This is a genomic window from Streptomyces sp. NPDC034037 (genome assembly GCF_055575715.1).
On sequence record NZ_JBVISC010000003.1, the window covers coordinates 673,383 to 690,606 of the forward strand.

Below are 17,224 nucleotides of genomic sequence, written 5' to 3' on the forward strand. Positions count from 1 at the left end.
TGCCTGTCGCTGCAACTCGCTCTGCTCAGGTCTTGCCGGCGGGCCTCGGCAGGCCGTCTGTGCGCATGAACATCCAGAAGACAGACATGCCCGCCCGAAGATCGGAGACCCGTAGGAACAGCCCTTCGGAGCCCCGAGAGCGAGACGGAGTGCCATGGACGCCGAACGCAAACACCTGCAAGACGAAGCCGACCTGAACGCCTTGGCCATCGAACGGACCTGGAATTTCGCGGGAGAACTGAGCGATGTGACCCAGGCACGCCAGAGGGCAGCGGTCTTTCTTCGCGCTCTGGTGCTGGTGAAGCCACCGGCCTCACCGGAGGCCTACGATGATGTACTTTTGGTGGTCACCGAGCTGGCCTCCAATGCCTTCACGTATGCGCCAGGCCCCTTCAGCCTCCGTCTTTGCGCAGTGGCCGACACCCTCGAGGTCGCTCTGACGGATACCAGCCCCGCAAAGCCCGAGCCCCGGCCGTCCGATCTCACCGGTCGGGGCGGCATTGGATGGCACCTGATCAACGCCATCGCCGAGCAGACCATCACCCTGCCCGAAGACGTGGGCAAGACCGTGCACGCCTTCCTCCTCTGGCGATGACGACATCCGGGGAGGCGTTCTCCCGCCTGGCCCCCCGCGCCGACCAGCGCAGGCATCCGCGACCGCGCCCTTACCTCCCTGCTCGGCCCTCCTATGCGGCCAGCTCCTCGACCTCGCACTGCCAGCCACGACTGTCCGGCGGCCCCACCACTGGTTCCCCGACAGCGTGCGTCCGCCGTCGTCCGACGAGAGCTTCGAGCCCGATGCAGAAGAAGTGAAGAAATTGCGTACATCTTTCGTGTGAAGCGCGGAATGCCGGGCAGATGATGCCCCGGAAGCACGGTAGTAGCCAGCACAAAGGGGACGGGACGCATGGTCACTGTGGCGGTCGGAGAGCAGACGCTGGCGCACCGAGCGGAGAAGGCCGCCGAGCGTGCGTACGCGGATCCGTCGTCGGTGGCGCCGAAGGACGCGCGGGCGATCTCCCGGCGCTTCTTCGACCGGCTGGGTGAGCTGGAGGAGGGCACGCACGAGTACCAGTACGTGCGCAACTGCCTGATCGAGATGAACCTCTCCCTGGTGCAGTACGCGGCCTCGCGTTTCAAGCACCGCGGCCCGCAGGAGATGGAGGACATCGTCCAGGTCGGCACCATCGGCCTGATCAAGGCGATCGACCGGTTCGAGCTGACCCGCGAGGTCGAGTTCACCTCCTTCGCCGTGCCGTACATCACCGGTGAGATCAAGCGGTTCTTCCGCGACACGAGCTGGGCCGTGCACGTGCCGCGCCGCCTCCAGGAAGCGCGCATCGAGCTGTCCAAGGCGACCGAGGAGCTGCGCACCCGCCTGGGCCGCACTCCTTCCACGGCGGAGCTGGCCGAGCTGATGCAGCTCACCCGCGCCGAGGTCGCCGAGGCGCAGCGGGCCTCCAACGGCTACACGTCCGTCTCGCTGGACGCGGCCATCGGCAAGGACGACGAGTCCGACACGGCCCTGGCCGACTTCGTCGGCGTGGAGGAAGAGCGCTTCGAGCTGGTCGACAACTTCCACACCCTGGCACCGCTCATCGCCGAGCTGGACGAACGCGACCGCCAGGTCATCCACATGCGCTTCGTCGAGGAGAGGACGCAGGCGCAGATCGGCGAGATCCTCGGCTGCTCGCAGATGCACGTCTCCCGGCTCATCACCCGGATCATCGCCAAGCTGCGTACCGGCCTGACCACCGACTGACAGCGCGCGAGTCCTGCACGGCTGCTGTCTTTCTGAGTACTCCTACGGTCGGCGGAACACCCAAGCCCGGTGATCCTGACCCCCACGCACCACCCGTTCCGCTGGTCAGGCCAGCCCATCCACGAAGGAGTCGCAGTGCCGTCCATCGTTGAGGGGCGCTCCGCCACTGCGAGGGTCTGTTGCGCTGAAGCGGAAGCGCCTCTCCGCGGTTCGCGCTGAAGGGTGTGCCCCGGATCCGGTCGCGGGGCGGCTGATGTTCCGGATCCGGGGCGGCTTTTGCGTCCTTTGTACGCGGCTACTTCACGGCTCCCGCGGTCAGGCCGCGGGTGAGGGAGCGCTGGAAGAGGACGAAGAAGACGATCATGGGGATGACGCCGAGGAGTGCGGCCGCGCTCAGGGCGGTGGGGTCGCTGGTGTACTGGCCCTGCATGACGGACAGGCCGAGTGGGACGGTCTGGTTGTCGTTGGAGATGAGCAGGACGAGTGGGTAGAGGAACTCGTTCCAGCTCCAGACGAAGAAGAACACGCACATCACCGACAGGGTGGGCCAGCTCATCGGCAGGACGATGCGCCAGAGGATGGTCCAGCGGCCCGCGCCGTCGAGGGAGGCGGCTTCGATGAGTTCCTTGGGGAAGCTGGCGAAGACGGAGGAGAGCAGGTAGGTGCCGAAGGCGCTGTAAGTGATGCCGACCAGGATGGTGTAGCCGAGCTTCCCGTCGTACAGGCCCATCTCCTTGAACAGGTAATAGATGGGGTAGACGAGGCCTTCCTGCGGCAGGACGTTGACGCCGAGGAAGAAGACGAGGAATGCGGTGCGCCAGCGGACGCGGCCGATACCGATGGCGTAGGCGTTGAAGAGTGCCAGGACGACGGCGATGAGGACGACGCCGAGGCTGATCTGGACGCTGTTGATGAGCTTCTGGGTGAAGTCGACGCGTTCCCAGACATCGCTGATGATGTCCCAGTTCCAGTGCTCGGGCCAGGACAGTGAGCCGTTGGCCCGGTAGTCGGCACTGGTCTTGAAGGAGTTGAGGAGAATGATCCCGAAGGGAGCAAGGAAGGCCAGGACGAAGACGGTGACGGCGGCCACGACGGCGTAGGAGCCTGGACCTCGGCCGCCGGGTGTTCTCTTCCCTCGGCTTTTCGGGGCGGCGTGGCCGGGTGGTGCGCTTTTGCTGACGGCAGGTGCGGGGGTGGTGTCGGTGGTCATGGTCATCCGTCCTCGCGGGCCTGGCGGGCGAGCATCGTTCCGGCGATGGCCAGCACGAGCAGGGTGATCGTGGTGGAGATGGCCGATCCGTAGCCGACGTCGGCGCGTTCGAAGAAGTTCTGGTAGGCGAAGTAGGCGGGGACGAGGGTGGAGTTGCCGGGGCCTCCGCCGGTGAGGACGAAGATCTGGGCGAAGACTTTCAGGCCGGCGATGGTGGTGGTGACGAGGACGACGTAGACCTCGGGCCGCAGGATCGGCACGGTGATCCGGGTGAAGCGCTGCCACCAGGTTGCGCCGTCGAGGGCGGCGGCTTCGTACAGTTCCGGATCGATGCGCTGCAGGCCGGACATGAACAGGACCAGGGGATAGCCGAGCTGCATCCAGACCAGGACACCGAGGACGACCCAGAGGGCGAGGTCGGGGTCGCCGAGCCAGTTCTGGGCGAGCGACGGCAGGCCGACGGTGTCGAGGATGCTGTTGACGGCGCCTTCGGGGGCGAGGATCCACCCCCACATCAGGCCGGTGACGGCGACGGGGATCACCTGCGGCAGGTAGAGACCGGAGCGGAAGACGCTGACGATCCCGTCGCCGTGCTTCTTGCCGATGTAGTCGAACAGCAGGGCGGCGAGGAACAGGCCCAGCAGGGTGGGGACGACGGCGATGCCGACGATGACGAAGGCGATGTTGCGGAAGGACGCCCAGAAGTCGGCGTCTTGCAAGAGGCGGGTGTAGTTGTCCAGGCCGGTGAAGACGGGGTCGCCGATGCCCTGCCAGGTGGTGAGGCTGTAGTAGGCGGTCATCACCAGCGGGACGACGAGGAAGAGCAGGCTCAGCAGCAGGCCCGGTGCGAGGAAGAGGGCGTACCCCTTGCCCCGCGGGTGACGTGTGGTTTTCACGGTTGCTCCTAGGTGAGCGGGACGGCGGCCCCTAAGGGGCAGGGCGCCGTCCCCGGAACGACGTGGCCTCCGGCCGGAGGTTGCGAGTGGTCGAGTCAGCGCCTGGACGCGGCGTACTTTTCGTAAGGGGCGGCGAGTTCGCTGAGGACGGTGTCGGGCTTGCCGCCGTTCATCAGGTTCTGGGTTGCGGCGACCCAGGTGTCGTAGTACCCGGTGACGGGCCAGTCCGGGTAGAAGGCCAGCCCCTTGCTGGACTGGTGGGTGTTGAAGGCGGCGATGAGCTCGCGGGACTTGGGGTTCTTGACGCTGTCCGCCTTCGCCGCGAGGGGGATGTTGCCCTTCTCCCCGATCAGCTTCTGGATCTTGTCGGACATGGTGATGTCGATGAAGTCCTGGGCGAGCTTCTTGTTCTTCGCCTTGGTCGGGATGACCCAGTTGTTGCCGCCGGAGCCCAGGGTCTTCTCGCTGCCCGGGTAGGGGGCGGTGGACCAGTCGAAGTCCGTGATGTCGTTGGTCAGGCTCCCGAACCACCAGTTGCCGCCGACCAGGATGGGCCGCTTCTGTGAGACGAACTGCTCGGTCATGTCGCTGCCCTTGAGCCCGACGTCCTTCTTGTCGAAGTAGCCCTTGTCGAGCCACTCCTTGTACTTGTTGACGGCGTAGGTCATCTCCGGGCCGTGGAAGTCGACCTTGCCCTTGTACAGCTGGTAGTCGTCCACCCAGGTGTCACTGGCCTTGGACAGAGCGAGCAGGTAGAGCCAGTGGCCGGCCGGGTGGTCGTTGCCGGCATTGGCGAGCGGGGTGATGCCTGCCTTTTTGAACTTGGCGAGCGCGGCCTCGAAGCTCTTGAAGTCGCTCGGCTTGGCGACGTGGTGCTTCTTGAACAAGTCGTCGTTGTAGTAGGTGAGGACGAACTCGCCGTAGTTGGGTACGCCGTACCACTTGTCGCCGTCCATCTCACCTTGGGCGTCGTAGCGGGCCGTGACGGAGGCGCCGTTGCTGATCTTCTTGTCCCAGCCGCGTTCTTTGGCGACCGCGGTGAGGTCGGTGAGCAAACCTTGCTTGGCGAGCAGGCCAATGGTGGCGTTGCCCTTGTTGTACTCCATGACGTCAGGCGCCTTGTCGGAGTTGAGGATCATGCCGGCGTTCTGCTGGATCTGCTCGAAGGTCTTGCGCTCGAAGGTGACCAACACGTCGGGATGGGTCTTCTTGAACTCGGCGATGGCCGCGTCCCACGCCTTGCTCAGGGCGCCGTCTTCTTGCTCGTAGTGCCACAGGCGCAGGGTCTTGCCGTCGCCCTCGGCGCTGCCGGAACCGCCGCAGGCGGTGAGCGGCGCCAGCAGAGCCAGGGCCGCGGCCGCCAGCAGCAGCGGCCTTCCGCGCAGGGCGAAGGAGAATGGCAGGTGGTTCATGGTGGATTCCTTGGGGTGCGTCGCTGCGAGTGGGGCGGGCGGTGTCATGAGGAGGTGCGGCGGCGGTGGACGCGGGCTTCCCACGGACGCAGGGTGTGCGGTGTCGTGAGCGGGGCGGTGGCGGGGATGTTGGCGATGAGGGTCTCGCTGTGTTCCCAGCCGACCGGCAGGTCGACGACGAGGTCGCCTGCGCTGAAGTTCGCGAGCACGAGCAGTTCGGTGCCGCTGGCCGCGTCGTGGCGGGTGAAGGCGTAGAGCTGTTCGTGATCCGGGTGGAGCAGGGTGAAGTCGCCGTGGGTCAGGGCCGGTTCGGTGTGTCGCAGGGCGATCAGGCGCCGGTAGTAGTGGAAGACCGAGTTGGGTTCGGCGAGCTGTGCCTTGGCGTTGACATCCTGGTGGTCGGGGTTGACCGGGATCCACGGGATGCCGGTGGTGAAGCCTGCGTGCTCGGTGGTGTCCCACTGCATCGGGGTGCGGGCGTTGTCCCGGCTGCGGTGCCGAAGCCCTTGCAGGATCACCGTGGGATCGGTGCCCAACGCGGTCTGTTCGCGGTGGTGGTTGAGGGACTCGATGTCCCGGAAGCCGTCGATCGAGGTGAAGGGGGCATTGGCCATGCCCAGTTCCTCGCCCTGGTAGACGAAGGGTGTGCCGCGGTGCAGGTGCAGGACGGTGGCCAGTAGCTTGGCCGAGCGGTCCCGGTGGGCAGGGCTGTCGTCGCCGAAACGGGAGACGGCCCGGGGCTGGTCATGGTTGTTGAAGTACAGGCTGTTCCAGCCGGTCTCGCCCAGGCCGGTCTGCCAGCGGCCCAGGCTGGCCTTGAGATCGGTCAGCTTGAGCGGGCGGACGTCGAACTTGCCGCCGGGGCCTTGGTCGAGGCCGACGTGCTCGAACTGGAAGACCATGTCCAGTTCGCCGCGGGCAGGGTCGGTGAAGAGCTTCGCCTGCTGCACGGTGACGCCGGGCATTTCCCCCACGGTCAGCAGGCGGCGCGGGTGGCCGGCGAAGACTTCGCGGTGCATCTCGGCGATGTAGTCGTGGACCCGGGGGCCGCACACGTAGTACGGGTGGCCCAGCCCGTAACGGGCGCCCTCGGGGACGATGCCGTCAGGCAGGTCCGGGTCCTTGGAGATCAGGTTGATGACGTCCATGCGGAAGCCGTCCACACCGCGCGCAAGCCACCAGCGCATCATGCGGTGGATGGCCTGGCGGACCTCGGGGTTGTCCCAGTTCAGGTCCGGCTGCTTGCGCGAGAACGTGTGCAGGTAGTACTCGCCGGAACTCTCATCGAAGGTCCAGGCGGGGCCGGAGAACCATGACTCCCAGTTGTTGGGCTCCGCACCCGGGGTGCCGGGTTCCATGCCCGGACGCGGCGGGCGCCAGATGTACCAGTCCCGCTGCGGCCCGTCCGGGCCGCCGTCGCGGGAGGCGGCGAACCAGGCGTGCTCGTCGCTGGTGTGATTGACGACCAGGTCCATCACCAGTTTCATGCCGCGCTCGTGCACGGCGCCCAGAAGCCGGTCGAAGTCGGCCAGCGTGCCAAAGAGCGGGTCGATGTTCTGGTAGTCGCTGATGTCGTAGCCGTTGTCGTCGTGCGGGGAAGGGTAGACCGGGGAGAGCCAGAGCACGTCGACGCCGAGTTCGCTGAGATAGTCCAGGCGCTCGGTGATGCCTTGCAGGTCGCCTATGCCGTCCGCGTTGGAGTCGGCGAAGGAGCGCGGGTAGATCTGGTAGACCACCGCGTTGCTCCACCAGGAGTCGGCGGGGCCGGCGGGACTGGACACGTGTTCGGGCACGTCAAACCTCATCGTGTGTACTCGGCTACTGGGGTGAAGGTGGGCCGCGTGCGTCGGCCCGCGGGGCCGAGGCTTGAAGGGGGAGTGGGACGGTTGTTCAGGAGAGGGCAGCGCCCACGGTGTCGCGGATAACGAGGCACGCTGCGCCGCGGGCCCACAGGTCGTGGCGGACGGGGTCGACGCGGACGTCGCAGTCGCGGGCCGCGGTGGAGAAGGCGTGATCTTGCAGGGCCTGGTTCATCGCCGGGCCGAAGAGGTCGTAGGCCACTGCTCCTTCACCGGCGACGATGATCTTCTGCAGGTTCAGCAGGTTGCACATGCCGGCCAGTCCCCGCCCCAGGGCGGTACCCGCCTCGGCGAACGCTGAGCGGGCGACCAGCTGGGCTGAGCCGCCCGTCGAGCGGGCGAGGTCGATCGCTTCGGAGATCGTGAGGCAGGGGACGCCGGCGTCGTGCAGGTGGCGCAGGACGGCCCGGTCCCCGGCGAGTGCCTCCAGGCAGCCGCGGCGCCCGCAGCTGCACATCGGGCCCGCGGGGTCCAGGGGCAGGTGGCCGAGTTCTCCGGCCAGGCCGGTGGCCCCCGAGAAGAGGGCTCCGTCGAGCAGGAGGCCGCAGCCGATGCCGGGGCCGACCGTGACAACGGCGAAGGAGTCGACGTCACGTCCCTGCCCGAACCAGCGCTCGGCGACCACCAGGGTGTTGACGTCGTTGTTGACGACTACCGGCAGGCCGGTCGCCTCGCTGAGCGGGCCGGCCACGTCGACCTTGTCCCAGTCGAGCAGGGCCGAATAGCGGCAGATCCCGGCTCCGGAGTCGACGTGACCGCTGACCCCGACGCCCAGACCAAGCACCCTGTCTGCCGCTTCGGGCGCCTCGGAGAGGAGCTTGCTGGTCAGGGCTGCCGCGGCGGACAGGGCAGTTTCGGGGGTGCAGTCGCCGATCGGCTCCTCCGCGCGGGCCAGCACGTTGGCCGCCATGTCGGTGACCACCCCGGACACCTGTGCGGGGCCGATCTTCATGCCGACCACGATGTGCTTGTCCGGATTGACGTGGAGCATCTTCTGCGGTCGGCCTCGCCCTTGCGGCGCGGTGTCCGCTTCACGCAGGTAGTCGTGTTCCAGGAGCGGGGGCAGCATCCGGGTCACGCTCGAGGGCACCAGGCCCAGCCGTTGGGCGAGCTGGGTGCGCGAGATGGGGCCCGCGGTGAGAACGGTGGCGAAGATCTCCGCCCGGGTCTGCTCACCGACAAGCTCCGAGAAACGGATCTTGGACGGGCTCATCACGCGTGCCTCCAAAGCAGTGGTTGGTCCGGGGCCGAGACGAGCCGCCCCCTCACCATCGAACCCGATGCGGGCGGCGCCCTCCTGCATGACGCCGAAACCTGCGCCGGCCACGGGAGTCGAGGCCGCCCCGCACCCTTTCCGGCGCCGACCCGGTGGCGCCGGTCGACTGGGTATGACGGGAGTCTGTCCCCCTGTTTTTCGTGCGTCAAGAAAGAAAACAGCGTGTTACGCAACCGTGATCGTCGCCTCCCTCGCTGCTTCAGAGGCGTTTCTCACCCTTTTGTCCCCCATGGCGGGCCGTGATGTGGCTTGTATGGCACGGAGTTCTGTTCATTTCGTTGACACGGGGAAGAAATAGCGGGACGTTATGCGGCGACCGCAGAGGGCTGCGTCCCCAACCGACCCTCCCAGTGGCGTACACCGGTGATTCATTGGCCGCGCCGCAGTCCCACCCTCCGCGGAGTGTGCGCTGTGCCCTTGGCCCGTGCGAGACGGTGACCGCCGAGCGCCTCGGTCCACGGGCGAACCCGGGCGCACGCGCACAGCCCTCGCCCATGTGAAGGGAGATTCCACGCACGGCGGTCGCTGCCCCCGAACGGGGCTGATGGCCTGCCGGCCCCACGGACCAGCGGCTCTGACCGTCAACGCCGACGCGCCGTGCGGGACAAGGGTCAGTGGCCCGACACCGCAACACACGCGCCGTCTCGCGGTCAGGGCGGTCCCGTCCGCCCCACCTGCGCTTGGTCCCGACGGCCCGCGCGGTCATCGAACCGACCGCCCACGGAACCGCCATCCCTCAAGGAGAAGGACATCAGCATGCCCGCAGCAACACTAAGACGACTGGCGGCGATCGCCGTCGGCCTGGCGCTGGCCCTGGCCGGGGTCATCGCGCCCACCGCCACAGCCGTCGCCACGACCCCACCGGCCCGCCCCGCGGCCGACGCCCGCGCCGCCTCCACGGCTGAGCCGACGACGGCGGACAGTGACGCGCTGAAAACGTGGTGGCACGACAACTACGAGTTCAACACCTCCAGCCCGGTGGCGGCCGACAAGGTGCGGCGCTCGTCGTTCTACGACGTGAAGGTGGCCACCACGGCCGCCCCGAGCGACAGGTACGACTCCTTCGCGTACATGAGCATCCCGCGCAGCGGCAAAGGCAAGATCGGCTACACCAAGGAGGACGGCGCGGAGTTCTCCTCGTCGGCGAACCTCACCATGAGCTGGTCGTCCTTCCAGTACTCCGCCGATGTATGGGTCGATGTCTCGCTGCGCGATGGCCAGACGATCTCCTCGGCCGACCAGGTCAAGATCAAGCCCAGCAGCCTCAACTTCGCCAAGGAACTGGTCGACAGCAAGACCGTCCGCGTCAAGGTGCCCTACGACGCCAAGGGGTACCGCTTCTCCGTCGAGTTCGACCCGCAGCTGTACACGGCCTACAACGACATGTCCGGTCCCTCGAACGACGCCGGCAGACTCACCGACCAGGGCGGCGGGAACCGGGCCATCCACACCGAGCCCCGCAACTCCATGATGATCTTCGCCGAGCCGGCTCCGAGCGGTGCCGAGAAGGAACGGCTGATCCCGACGGCCGACTCGGGCAGCATCCACTACCCCCAGCAGGGCAAGGTCACGGACCTGAACACGATCAAAGAGGAGATCGTGTACTTCCGCCCCGGCACCTACGACATGACCTCCAAGTACCACGCCCTGCTGCCCAAGCAGGTCAAGTGGGTCTACCTGGCCCCCGGCGCGTACGTCAAGGGCGCCATCCGCTTCCCCGACGACAGTCAGGGCCTGTACAAGGTGACCGGCTACGGCGTGCTCTCCGGGGAGAGGTACGTCTATGAGGCGGACACCAACAACAACTACGACCACCTCAGCGGCGCCTCGAACTGCCACTCCAGCTGCGTGAAGATGCTGCAGTTCGCCTCCGCGCAGGGGCGCCAGCAACACCTGGACCTGCAGGGCGTGACCATCAACGAGCCGCCGTACCACTCCTTCGTGGTCTACGGCGACGAACAGACCTTCGCCATGCGGGTCGACAACTACAAGCAGGTCGGCTCCTGGTACTGGCAGACCGACGGCATCGAGCTCTACCGCGGCAGCACCATGAAGAACACGTTCTTCAACGCCAACGACGACGTGCTGAAGATGTACCACAGCGACGTCGACATCGATAACACCGTCATCTGGAAGAACGAGAACGGCCCCGTCATCCAGTGGGGCTGGACCCCACGCAACATCGACAACGTGCGCGTGAGCAACACGCACATCATCCACAACCGCATGTACTGGAAGGACGTCAAGTACAACACCTGCATCCTCAATTCCTCCTCGCACTGGGAGGACATGGCCTCGACCACCAAAGCCGACCCGGGCGCGTGGGTGAAGAACATGACCTTCGAGAACATCACCGTGGAAGGCATGACGAACTGCGCGATCCGCGTCTTCGCCCTGTCCAGCACCGAGAACATCCACGTCAAGAACCTCAAGGTCGAAGCATGGAACCAGCTGGACGCCGCCTCCCAGGTCAGCCTGCTCAAACGGCACAGCAACGGTGCCGGGCAGAAAGTGAGCCTCGGCAACGAGACCCGCGACAGCCGCGGCCTGAAACTGGAGAACTACACCGTCGGCGGCACCGTCATCCAGAAGTCCGGCGCCAACTGGGGCGCAGACAAGCTCGGCCGGCTCGGCTTCGACGCCGAGAACTGGGACAACTGGAACGCCTGGGGCCCAGGTGGCAACAACCCCGACCCGGCCACGCGCGGCACCATCGTCAACGGCACGAGTTCCAAGTGCATCGACCGTGCCGGTGACGGCACCGCCAACGGCACCGCCGTCCAGCAGCGGACCTGCGCCAACGCCCCCTCCATGACCTGGACGCTCGATGGGCAGCAACTGAAGTCCGGCGGCAAGTGCCTGGACCTGGAGTACGCGGGCACCGCCAACGGCACCAAAGCGCACTTGTGGGACTGCGGCGGCTGGGACAGCCAGAAGTGGGTCTTCACCTCCGCGGGCACCCTGAAGAACACCAAATCCGGCCGCTGTCTGGACGTGGAGGAAAAGAGCACTTCCGACGGCGCCCGTCTGCACCTGTGGGACTGCGGCGGCTGGTCCAGCCAGAAGTGGACCCTCACCCCCTGACCGCCCCGATGGCTGCCCATGCGCCCTGCACGAGCCGGTGGTCACCCACGCCCGTACCGTGCGGCAACCCGTGCCGCCGTCCCGCAGCCCCACCGAGAAAGGGCATCGCCGTGGAGACATCCAGATACCAAGGTCCCGTTTTGGGTCTGTTCCGGATCGTGCTCGGCCTCCTGTTCGCCTGCCACGGAGCGGCAACGCTCTTCGACGTTCTGGGCGGAGCACACGGGCAACCCCCCAACCTGGGCCAGTGGCCGGGATGGTGGGCAGCGGTGATCCAGCTGGGCGGCGGCGCTCTGGTCCTGCTCGGCCTGGGCACCCGCCCGGCGGCGATCCTGTGCTCGGGGTCCATGGCCTACGCCTACTTCGTCCAACACCAGCCGAACGGGCTGCTCCCCCTGGAGAACGGCGGTGAGCCGGCCGCCCTGTTCTGCTGGGCGTTCCTGCTCATCGCCGCACTCGGCCCCGGCCGATGGTCCCTGAAAGAGCTGCTGACCTTCGCCACGCGCCTCCAGCAGCCCGCGCGGGAAATGAGCGACCACAACCGCACGTGAAACGACACCTATCAGAGTGTCATGTACAAGCAAATAGCGAGCCGGTCGATTTCGGCCGGTGAGCGCCAACCCACCCGGAGGAAGACCGCATGAACCGCACCCCCGTCTCACGATCCCGCCGTACCGCGCTGGGCGCCGCAACATTGGCCACCTGCCTGTTGGGCCTGCTCGCTCAGGCTCCGACAGCCTCCGCACACGGCACGGTCATCACCCCCGAGACCCGCAACTACGGCTGCTTGCAGCGCTGGGGCTACACCGAGCCCGACGAGTCCCAGGACCCCATGTGCTACCGCACCTACCACGAGAACCCGAACGCCATCGGCGCGTGGAAGGCCGTCTACGCCAACAACACCGGAGACAACTACAAGCAGGTCATCCCCAACGGCCAGATCTGCAGCGCCGGCGGTCAGGGCGAGACGAACTACCGGCCGCTCGACCGCCCTGGCCCCTGGAAGATGACCAGCATCGGTTCCGACTTCACCGTCGACCTCTACGACGAGGCGCGACACGGCGCGGACTGGCTCGAGGTCTATGTCACCAAGCAGGGCTTCAACCCGGAGTACCAGCTGATCGGGTGGGACGACCTGGAGCTGGTGAAGAAGACCGGTCGCTACCCCTACCAGCCGCACTACACCACGGACGTCAGCACGTCCGGGTACAGCGGACGCCACGTCGTGGTGACCGTCTGGAAGGCGTCGCACATGGACCAGAAATACTTCCTGTGCAGCGACGTCAACTTCGGCTGACCTTCGCCACAGCAAGCTGAGCGAGCACGCACCTGGCCCCGCGAGAGGCGTAGCACTCTCTCGCGGGGCCCCACCTACTCCGCACGATCCGGCGGCCATCAGCCGCCGCTGACCCAGCAATTGCCCGGAGGCGCCGGATGCCCCGCATGCGTTCCCCACTGCTCAGCCGCCGTCAGCCGCCCACCCGGCCCGCTCCGTCCGTTCGTTGCCCATCGGCCCGCTGGACGATCCTGCATCGCGCAGCCGTGTTCTACCGGCCCCACAGCATCACGGTCCTGCGCATCAGCGTCGGTGCGATCTTCTGCTGGTTCGGCTTCCTGAAACTCATTCCTGCCGCCAGCCCGGCCGAACAGGTGGCAGCGGCCGCCATGGCGAAGATGACGTGCGGCCTGATTCCCGCGCAGATCTCCCTGACCGTCTTGGGCGGTGCGGAGACCCTCATCGGGCTCGCCCTCGTCACCGGGTTGCTGCTGCGGCCCGCCTTGACTCTCTTCTATGCGCATATGGCTGGCGTCTTCACCTCGCTGTTTCTGCTGCCGGAGGTCATGTGGCACCACGCGGCCCCCACCTTGGAGGGCCAGTACGTATTGAAAAACCTGGTCCTGGTCGCCGCCTGCCTTACCGTCACCGCGGACGAACTCGGCCGCTGAAGGACCTGACCCAACCGCAGCCACTGCACGGAACCTCAGGAGAACAACCGTGGGCAGCGCCATCACCCTGCACCACCTCAGCAAGACCTACCCCGGCGGCCACCAGGCCGTCCGCGACGTCTCCCTGCATCTGGACGCCGGCGAGTTCCTCGTCCTCCTCGGCCCCTCCGGCTGCGGGAAGTCCACCCTGCTTCGCATGATCGCCGGACTCGAGAGCATCACCAGCGGCCAACTCCTCCTCGGTCAGCAACCGGCCGAGGACCTGTCGGCCAGTGAACGCGACGTGGCCATGGTCTTCCAGAACTTCGCCCTCTATCCCACCATGACCGCCGCCGAAAACATCGCCTTCCCCCTCACCGCCCGCGGTGAGGGCCGGCACACCACCGCGCAGGCCGTGAACGCCGTCGCCGACCTGCTCGGCATCCGTTCCCTGCTCACCCGCACACCCGCCCAGATGTCCGGCGGAGAACGCCAGCGCGTCGCCATGGGCCGCGCCGTCATCCGCCGCCCCTCCGTCTTCCTCATGGACGAACCGCTCTCCAGCCTCGACGCACGCCTGCGCGTACGACTGCGCACCGAGATCCTCCTGGTAGTGCGCCGCACCGGCGCCACCACCGTTTACGTCACCCACGACCAGGCCGAAGCCATGGCCCTCGGCGACCGCGTCGCCGTCCTGCGCGACGGCGCCCTGCAGCAGATCGGCACCCCGAACGAACTCTACGAACTGCCCGCCAACGCCTTCGTCGCCTCCTTTGTGGGCACCCCTCGCATCAACCTCATCCATGGCACCTTGTACGCGCCCACCGAAGGAGCCATGACCCTCAGCATCGGACCACAAAAACTCGTGCTCCCCCAGGAGCTGGCACACACCCACCAGCTTCTACGCGTCGTCCAAGGCCAGCCACTCCTCGTCGGCCTGCGCCCCGAGGCGCTGCGCATCAACACCACCCCCACCCCCTACGAACGCCCCCTGACCGCCGTTGTGAACCACGTCGAATACCAGGGCCACGAAGACCTGCTCCACGTCACAGTCGGAGCCCAACCGGCAGATGTGCCCCGCGCAGAGGATGCCCGTGAGGAGCCTCAGGCCACCGATAACTCCTTTGCCACAGCGCTCCGCAGCACGATCAGACGACTCCGCGGCACCCTCCCGCACAGGCCCGCGCCCACCTCCCGCACCGCACCTTCCCTGCCCGAGCACTACGGGGCCGGCGAACTCATCCTGCGCGCCCGGCAAGAAGCCAACTACCGGCGTGGTGACCGCGTCCTCCTCCTCGTCGACATCCGGGCACTGCTGCTCTTCGACGCACAGGGCCACCGCATCTTCCCTCACCCCACACACCGGCAGGAACTCTGAACACGCACGCAGGCGCCGTAGCTCGTCGATCACAGCATGTCCAGACTGGGCATCGTCCTCGGCGCCGAGTCACTGCCCGCCACCGGCGGCGACACAACCATCTTCGACATCGCCAACCGTCTCGCCGGCCGCAGCGGCACTCGTCCTCCACCACGGCCCACTCCGCGCCAATCACATCGCGGACTCCGGCGTGCCAGCCGTCCTCGAAACGCTGCTCGGATCCGTGCGGGGCGGTGCTCTCGGAGATCCCTAGTTGCTCGCCCGCTGCCTCGGGCGCAGTCGACCGGGTAGGTAGTCGGTGGTGAGCGGGGCGGCTGCAACAACGATGTCGGCTATGTCCATCGCATGCTGATGGCGGAGAGCAGCTCGATCCGCTCGGGCGTCAGGGTCGACGCCCTGCTCCGCTGGTTCCCGATCCCGGCGCCCAGCTTGTGTTCCCGTTCCTCCTGGCCTTTGCCGCTGACGATCCGTTCGACGTGCTTCCTGGGGACCTGAAGGTGGCCTTCGCGCTGGTAGTACTGTTTGGCGGCCTGGTAGTTCATGGCCCACTTGTCGGCTTGTGTACGGCGCGGTGGCGGCTTCTCATTCTCGCTGGCGGGTGTGATCCTGAGGATGTGTTCGCACATCCATTGCTGCACGGTGGTGAGCTGGTCCCACCCGTATCGCACGGACTGTACCCACCGCCCGAGATCCTCGCCCTGGCGCACGACGTCACCCGCCTCGGTGGGCAGCGCCTCACCGGCGTCCAGGTGCATGCGGACCAGGTGGAAGGACCGCTGCCAGGTGACCGGCCAGTTCGGGCACCATGAGGGGTCGATGTCTTCCAGCTGCTCGCGCCGCTCGTCCGACAACACCCCGGCCGCCGACTGGACCGGCAGCCCCTCCGCACGCCGCTGCTCGTTCTGGGCGGCCTTGCGGGCGGCGGCACGGGCGTTCTTGAGCCAGATACCCACCCGGTATCCCTGGTAGGTGGCGTCCAGCGGGGCCAGGAGGTGGCCGTGTTCGGCGGCCCACCCGCGGGCGGCGGACAGCCCTTCTTCCCGGGCGATGTCGAAGTGGCTCCAGATCATGCCGAGCGTGTCCAGCTGAGTGATGCGGTCCTCGTCCATGTCGCCGCGGGCGTGGAAGCGGCGGGCGTCGGCGGTCCACTGCCCGAGCGGGAACCCGGCCAGCCGCCCAGTACGGAGATCATCGGACTGGTTTTGATGCCGCGGCGGGTGGAGTGTTGCAGGACCGAGGTGAGCGTCACACCGAAGTTAGGTTCCTCCAGTGTGGCCGTGACGACCTGGGGCACGAGGGCGGCCATGTCCTCGATGAAGCCGGTAATCTCGGCCCAAGGGGTGGCATGCCCCATTTCTATCCAAGCCTTGGCAGTGGCTGCGCCGCCGTTCTGGGCGAGGCTGAGCACGACGAGCAGGATGCTGGTGCTCAGGGGGCGGTCGATGCGGCCGACCACGCCCCAGTCGATGAGGTGGGCGGGTTCGCCGGGGTGGACCAGGACGTTGCCGGGGTGGGGGTCGGCGTGGAAGGTGCGGGTGAGGAAGTACGAGCGGTACATGAAGCTCAGTAGGTCACGGCAGATGCCCTCTCGTTCCCGCTGGGTGAAGTCCGCACGACGGGCATCCGCAATGGAGCATCCTGGCGCGAGCGTCTGAACGAGTGTGCGAGGGGTGGCGGACAGAACGGCAGGCACCCGCAAGTGCTTGTAGCCAGCGACCTGTTCGCGGGCCTCACGCATGTTGCGGGCCTCCAGGACGAAGTCGAGTTCGGGTCTCATCACGTCGGAGATGACACCGAGCATGGCATGGGTATCGATAACGGCGTTAAAGCGCGGGGCCTGGCGACCCAGGATCCTGGTTGCCCTGTTGAACAGCTTGATGTCGGCTTCGATGACGGGCCTGACGCCGGGGCGCTGGATCTTCAGCGCCACGGGAGTGCCGTCGGCCAGAGTGGCCCGGTAGACCTGCGCCAGTGAAGCGGCGCCCAGTGGCCGGTCGGTGTCGATGTCGCGGAAGTTCTTGGCCCAGCAGGGGCCGAGGTCCTGCGCAAGGACTGGCTCGAAGACGGCGAACGGCTCCTCGGACACCCGGTCATGTAATTTTGCCAGTTCGGCGGCCACGGCTGGGGGGACGATGTCGGGGCGGGTCGAGAGGATCTGGCCGACCTTGATGTAGAAGGGCCCAAGTTTCTCCAGGGCCTCGCGCAGCGCCCGTGCCCGGTGCTGGATCTCCTCCTCATCCACAACGGCCAGGGCACCCCACTCGCGGTGTCACTGACCGGCGGACTCCGCAACGACGTCACGTTCCAGAAGTGAACCTGTCAGCGGTATTTACAGACATTCTGAGCGCATACTGCTTATATATCAAACGCTTCGCCGCATCCCGCTATTCGGTGTAAAATTCTACGCAAAAACGATACTCC

The 17,224-nt window shown here is 66.8% G+C and carries 14 protein-coding genes; 7 read left to right on the top strand and 7 right to left on the bottom strand.

Translation table 11 applies throughout. The features are described 5' to 3' along the window. Positions 1–154 precede the first annotated feature (154 nt). Both ACZ516_RS13510 and ACZ516_RS13515 read left to right on the top strand, forming a co-directional pair. Positions 155–595 (top strand): ATP-binding protein, encoded by a 441-nt coding sequence (locus ACZ516_RS13510; RefSeq protein WP_469010158.1) that lies wholly within the window; start codon positions 155–157, stop codon positions 593–595. Positions 596–907: 312 nt separating this feature from the next. Further along, a complete protein-coding gene (locus ACZ516_RS13515; RefSeq protein ID WP_469010160.1) occupies positions 908–1,762 on the top strand; it encodes an RNA polymerase sigma factor SigF in 855 nt (284 codons plus the stop codon). A 295-nt stretch (positions 1,763–2,057) separates the two neighbouring features. On the opposite strand, the gene ACZ516_RS13520 is transcribed toward ACZ516_RS13515, so the two are convergent. The 5 genes from ACZ516_RS13520 to ACZ516_RS13540 form a co-directional block, all read right to left on the bottom strand. After that, positions 2,058–2,852 (bottom strand): carbohydrate ABC transporter permease, encoded by a 795-nt coding sequence (locus ACZ516_RS13520; RefSeq protein WP_469010161.1) that lies wholly within the window; start codon positions 2,850–2,852, stop codon positions 2,058–2,060. A 122-nt stretch (positions 2,853–2,974) separates the two neighbouring features. Continuing rightward, positions 2,975–3,868: a carbohydrate ABC transporter permease gene (locus ACZ516_RS13525; RefSeq protein ID WP_361088321.1), complete on the bottom strand. Its 894-nt coding sequence runs from the start codon at positions 3,866–3,868 to the stop codon at positions 2,975–2,977. 95 nt (positions 3,869–3,963) lie between these two features. Beyond that, positions 3,964–5,280 carry an ABC transporter substrate-binding protein gene (locus ACZ516_RS13530; RefSeq protein WP_469010163.1) on the bottom strand — a complete coding sequence of 439 codons (1,317 nt, stop codon included), beginning with the start codon at positions 5,278–5,280 and terminating at the stop codon, positions 3,964–3,966. A 44-nt stretch (positions 5,281–5,324) separates the two neighbouring features. Beyond that, positions 5,325–7,073 carry an alpha-glucosidase gene (locus tag ACZ516_RS13535; RefSeq protein WP_469010165.1) on the bottom strand — a complete coding sequence of 583 codons (1,749 nt, stop codon included), beginning with the start codon at positions 7,071–7,073 and terminating at the stop codon, positions 5,325–5,327. A gap of 97 nt (positions 7,074–7,170) precedes the next feature. Next, on the bottom strand, positions 7,171–8,352 hold the full coding sequence (locus tag ACZ516_RS13540; protein WP_469010166.1) for an ROK family protein: 1,182 nt from the start codon (positions 8,350–8,352) through the stop codon (positions 7,171–7,173). A gap of 819 nt (positions 8,353–9,171) precedes the next feature. Here ACZ516_RS13540 and ACZ516_RS13545 point away from each other — a divergent pair. From ACZ516_RS13545 to ACZ516_RS13565, 5 genes are all read left to right on the top strand, one after another. Next, complete coding sequence (locus ACZ516_RS13545; RefSeq protein WP_469010168.1) at positions 9,172–11,499, top strand: family 49 glycosyl hydrolase; 2,328 nt, start codon at positions 9,172–9,174, stop codon at positions 11,497–11,499. A gap of 8 nt (positions 11,500–11,507) precedes the next feature. Next, complete coding sequence (locus ACZ516_RS13550) at positions 11,508–12,050, top strand: DoxX family protein (protein ID WP_469010170.1); 543 nt, start codon at positions 11,508–11,510, stop codon at positions 12,048–12,050. Between the two features lie 89 nt (positions 12,051–12,139). Further along, complete coding sequence (locus ACZ516_RS13555) at positions 12,140–12,796, top strand: lytic polysaccharide monooxygenase (protein WP_469010171.1); 657 nt, start codon at positions 12,140–12,142, stop codon at positions 12,794–12,796. A gap of 245 nt (positions 12,797–13,041) precedes the next feature. Beyond that, positions 13,042–13,446 carry a DoxX family membrane protein gene (locus tag ACZ516_RS13560; RefSeq protein ID WP_469010172.1) on the top strand — a complete coding sequence of 135 codons (405 nt, stop codon included), beginning with the start codon at positions 13,042–13,044 and terminating at the stop codon, positions 13,444–13,446. A gap of 49 nt (positions 13,447–13,495) precedes the next feature. Then, a complete protein-coding gene (locus ACZ516_RS13565) occupies positions 13,496–14,803 on the top strand; it encodes an ABC transporter ATP-binding protein (RefSeq protein WP_361088297.1) in 1,308 nt (435 codons plus the stop codon). A 332-nt stretch (positions 14,804–15,135) separates the two neighbouring features. Here ACZ516_RS13565 and ACZ516_RS13570 read toward each other — a convergent pair whose 3' ends face one another. Together ACZ516_RS13570 and ACZ516_RS13575 are read right to left on the bottom strand one after the other, a co-directional pair. Then, positions 15,136–15,912, bottom strand: coding sequence for a helicase associated domain-containing protein (locus tag ACZ516_RS13570; protein ID WP_469010174.1), 777 nt, complete (start codon positions 15,910–15,912; stop codon positions 15,136–15,138). After that, on the bottom strand, positions 15,870–17,045 hold the full coding sequence (locus ACZ516_RS13575) for an ABC1 kinase family protein (RefSeq protein WP_469010175.1): 1,176 nt from the start codon (positions 17,043–17,045) through the stop codon (positions 15,870–15,872). The genes ACZ516_RS13570 and ACZ516_RS13575 overlap by 43 nt, the downstream gene beginning before the upstream one ends. Positions 17,046–17,224 lie beyond the last annotated feature (179 nt).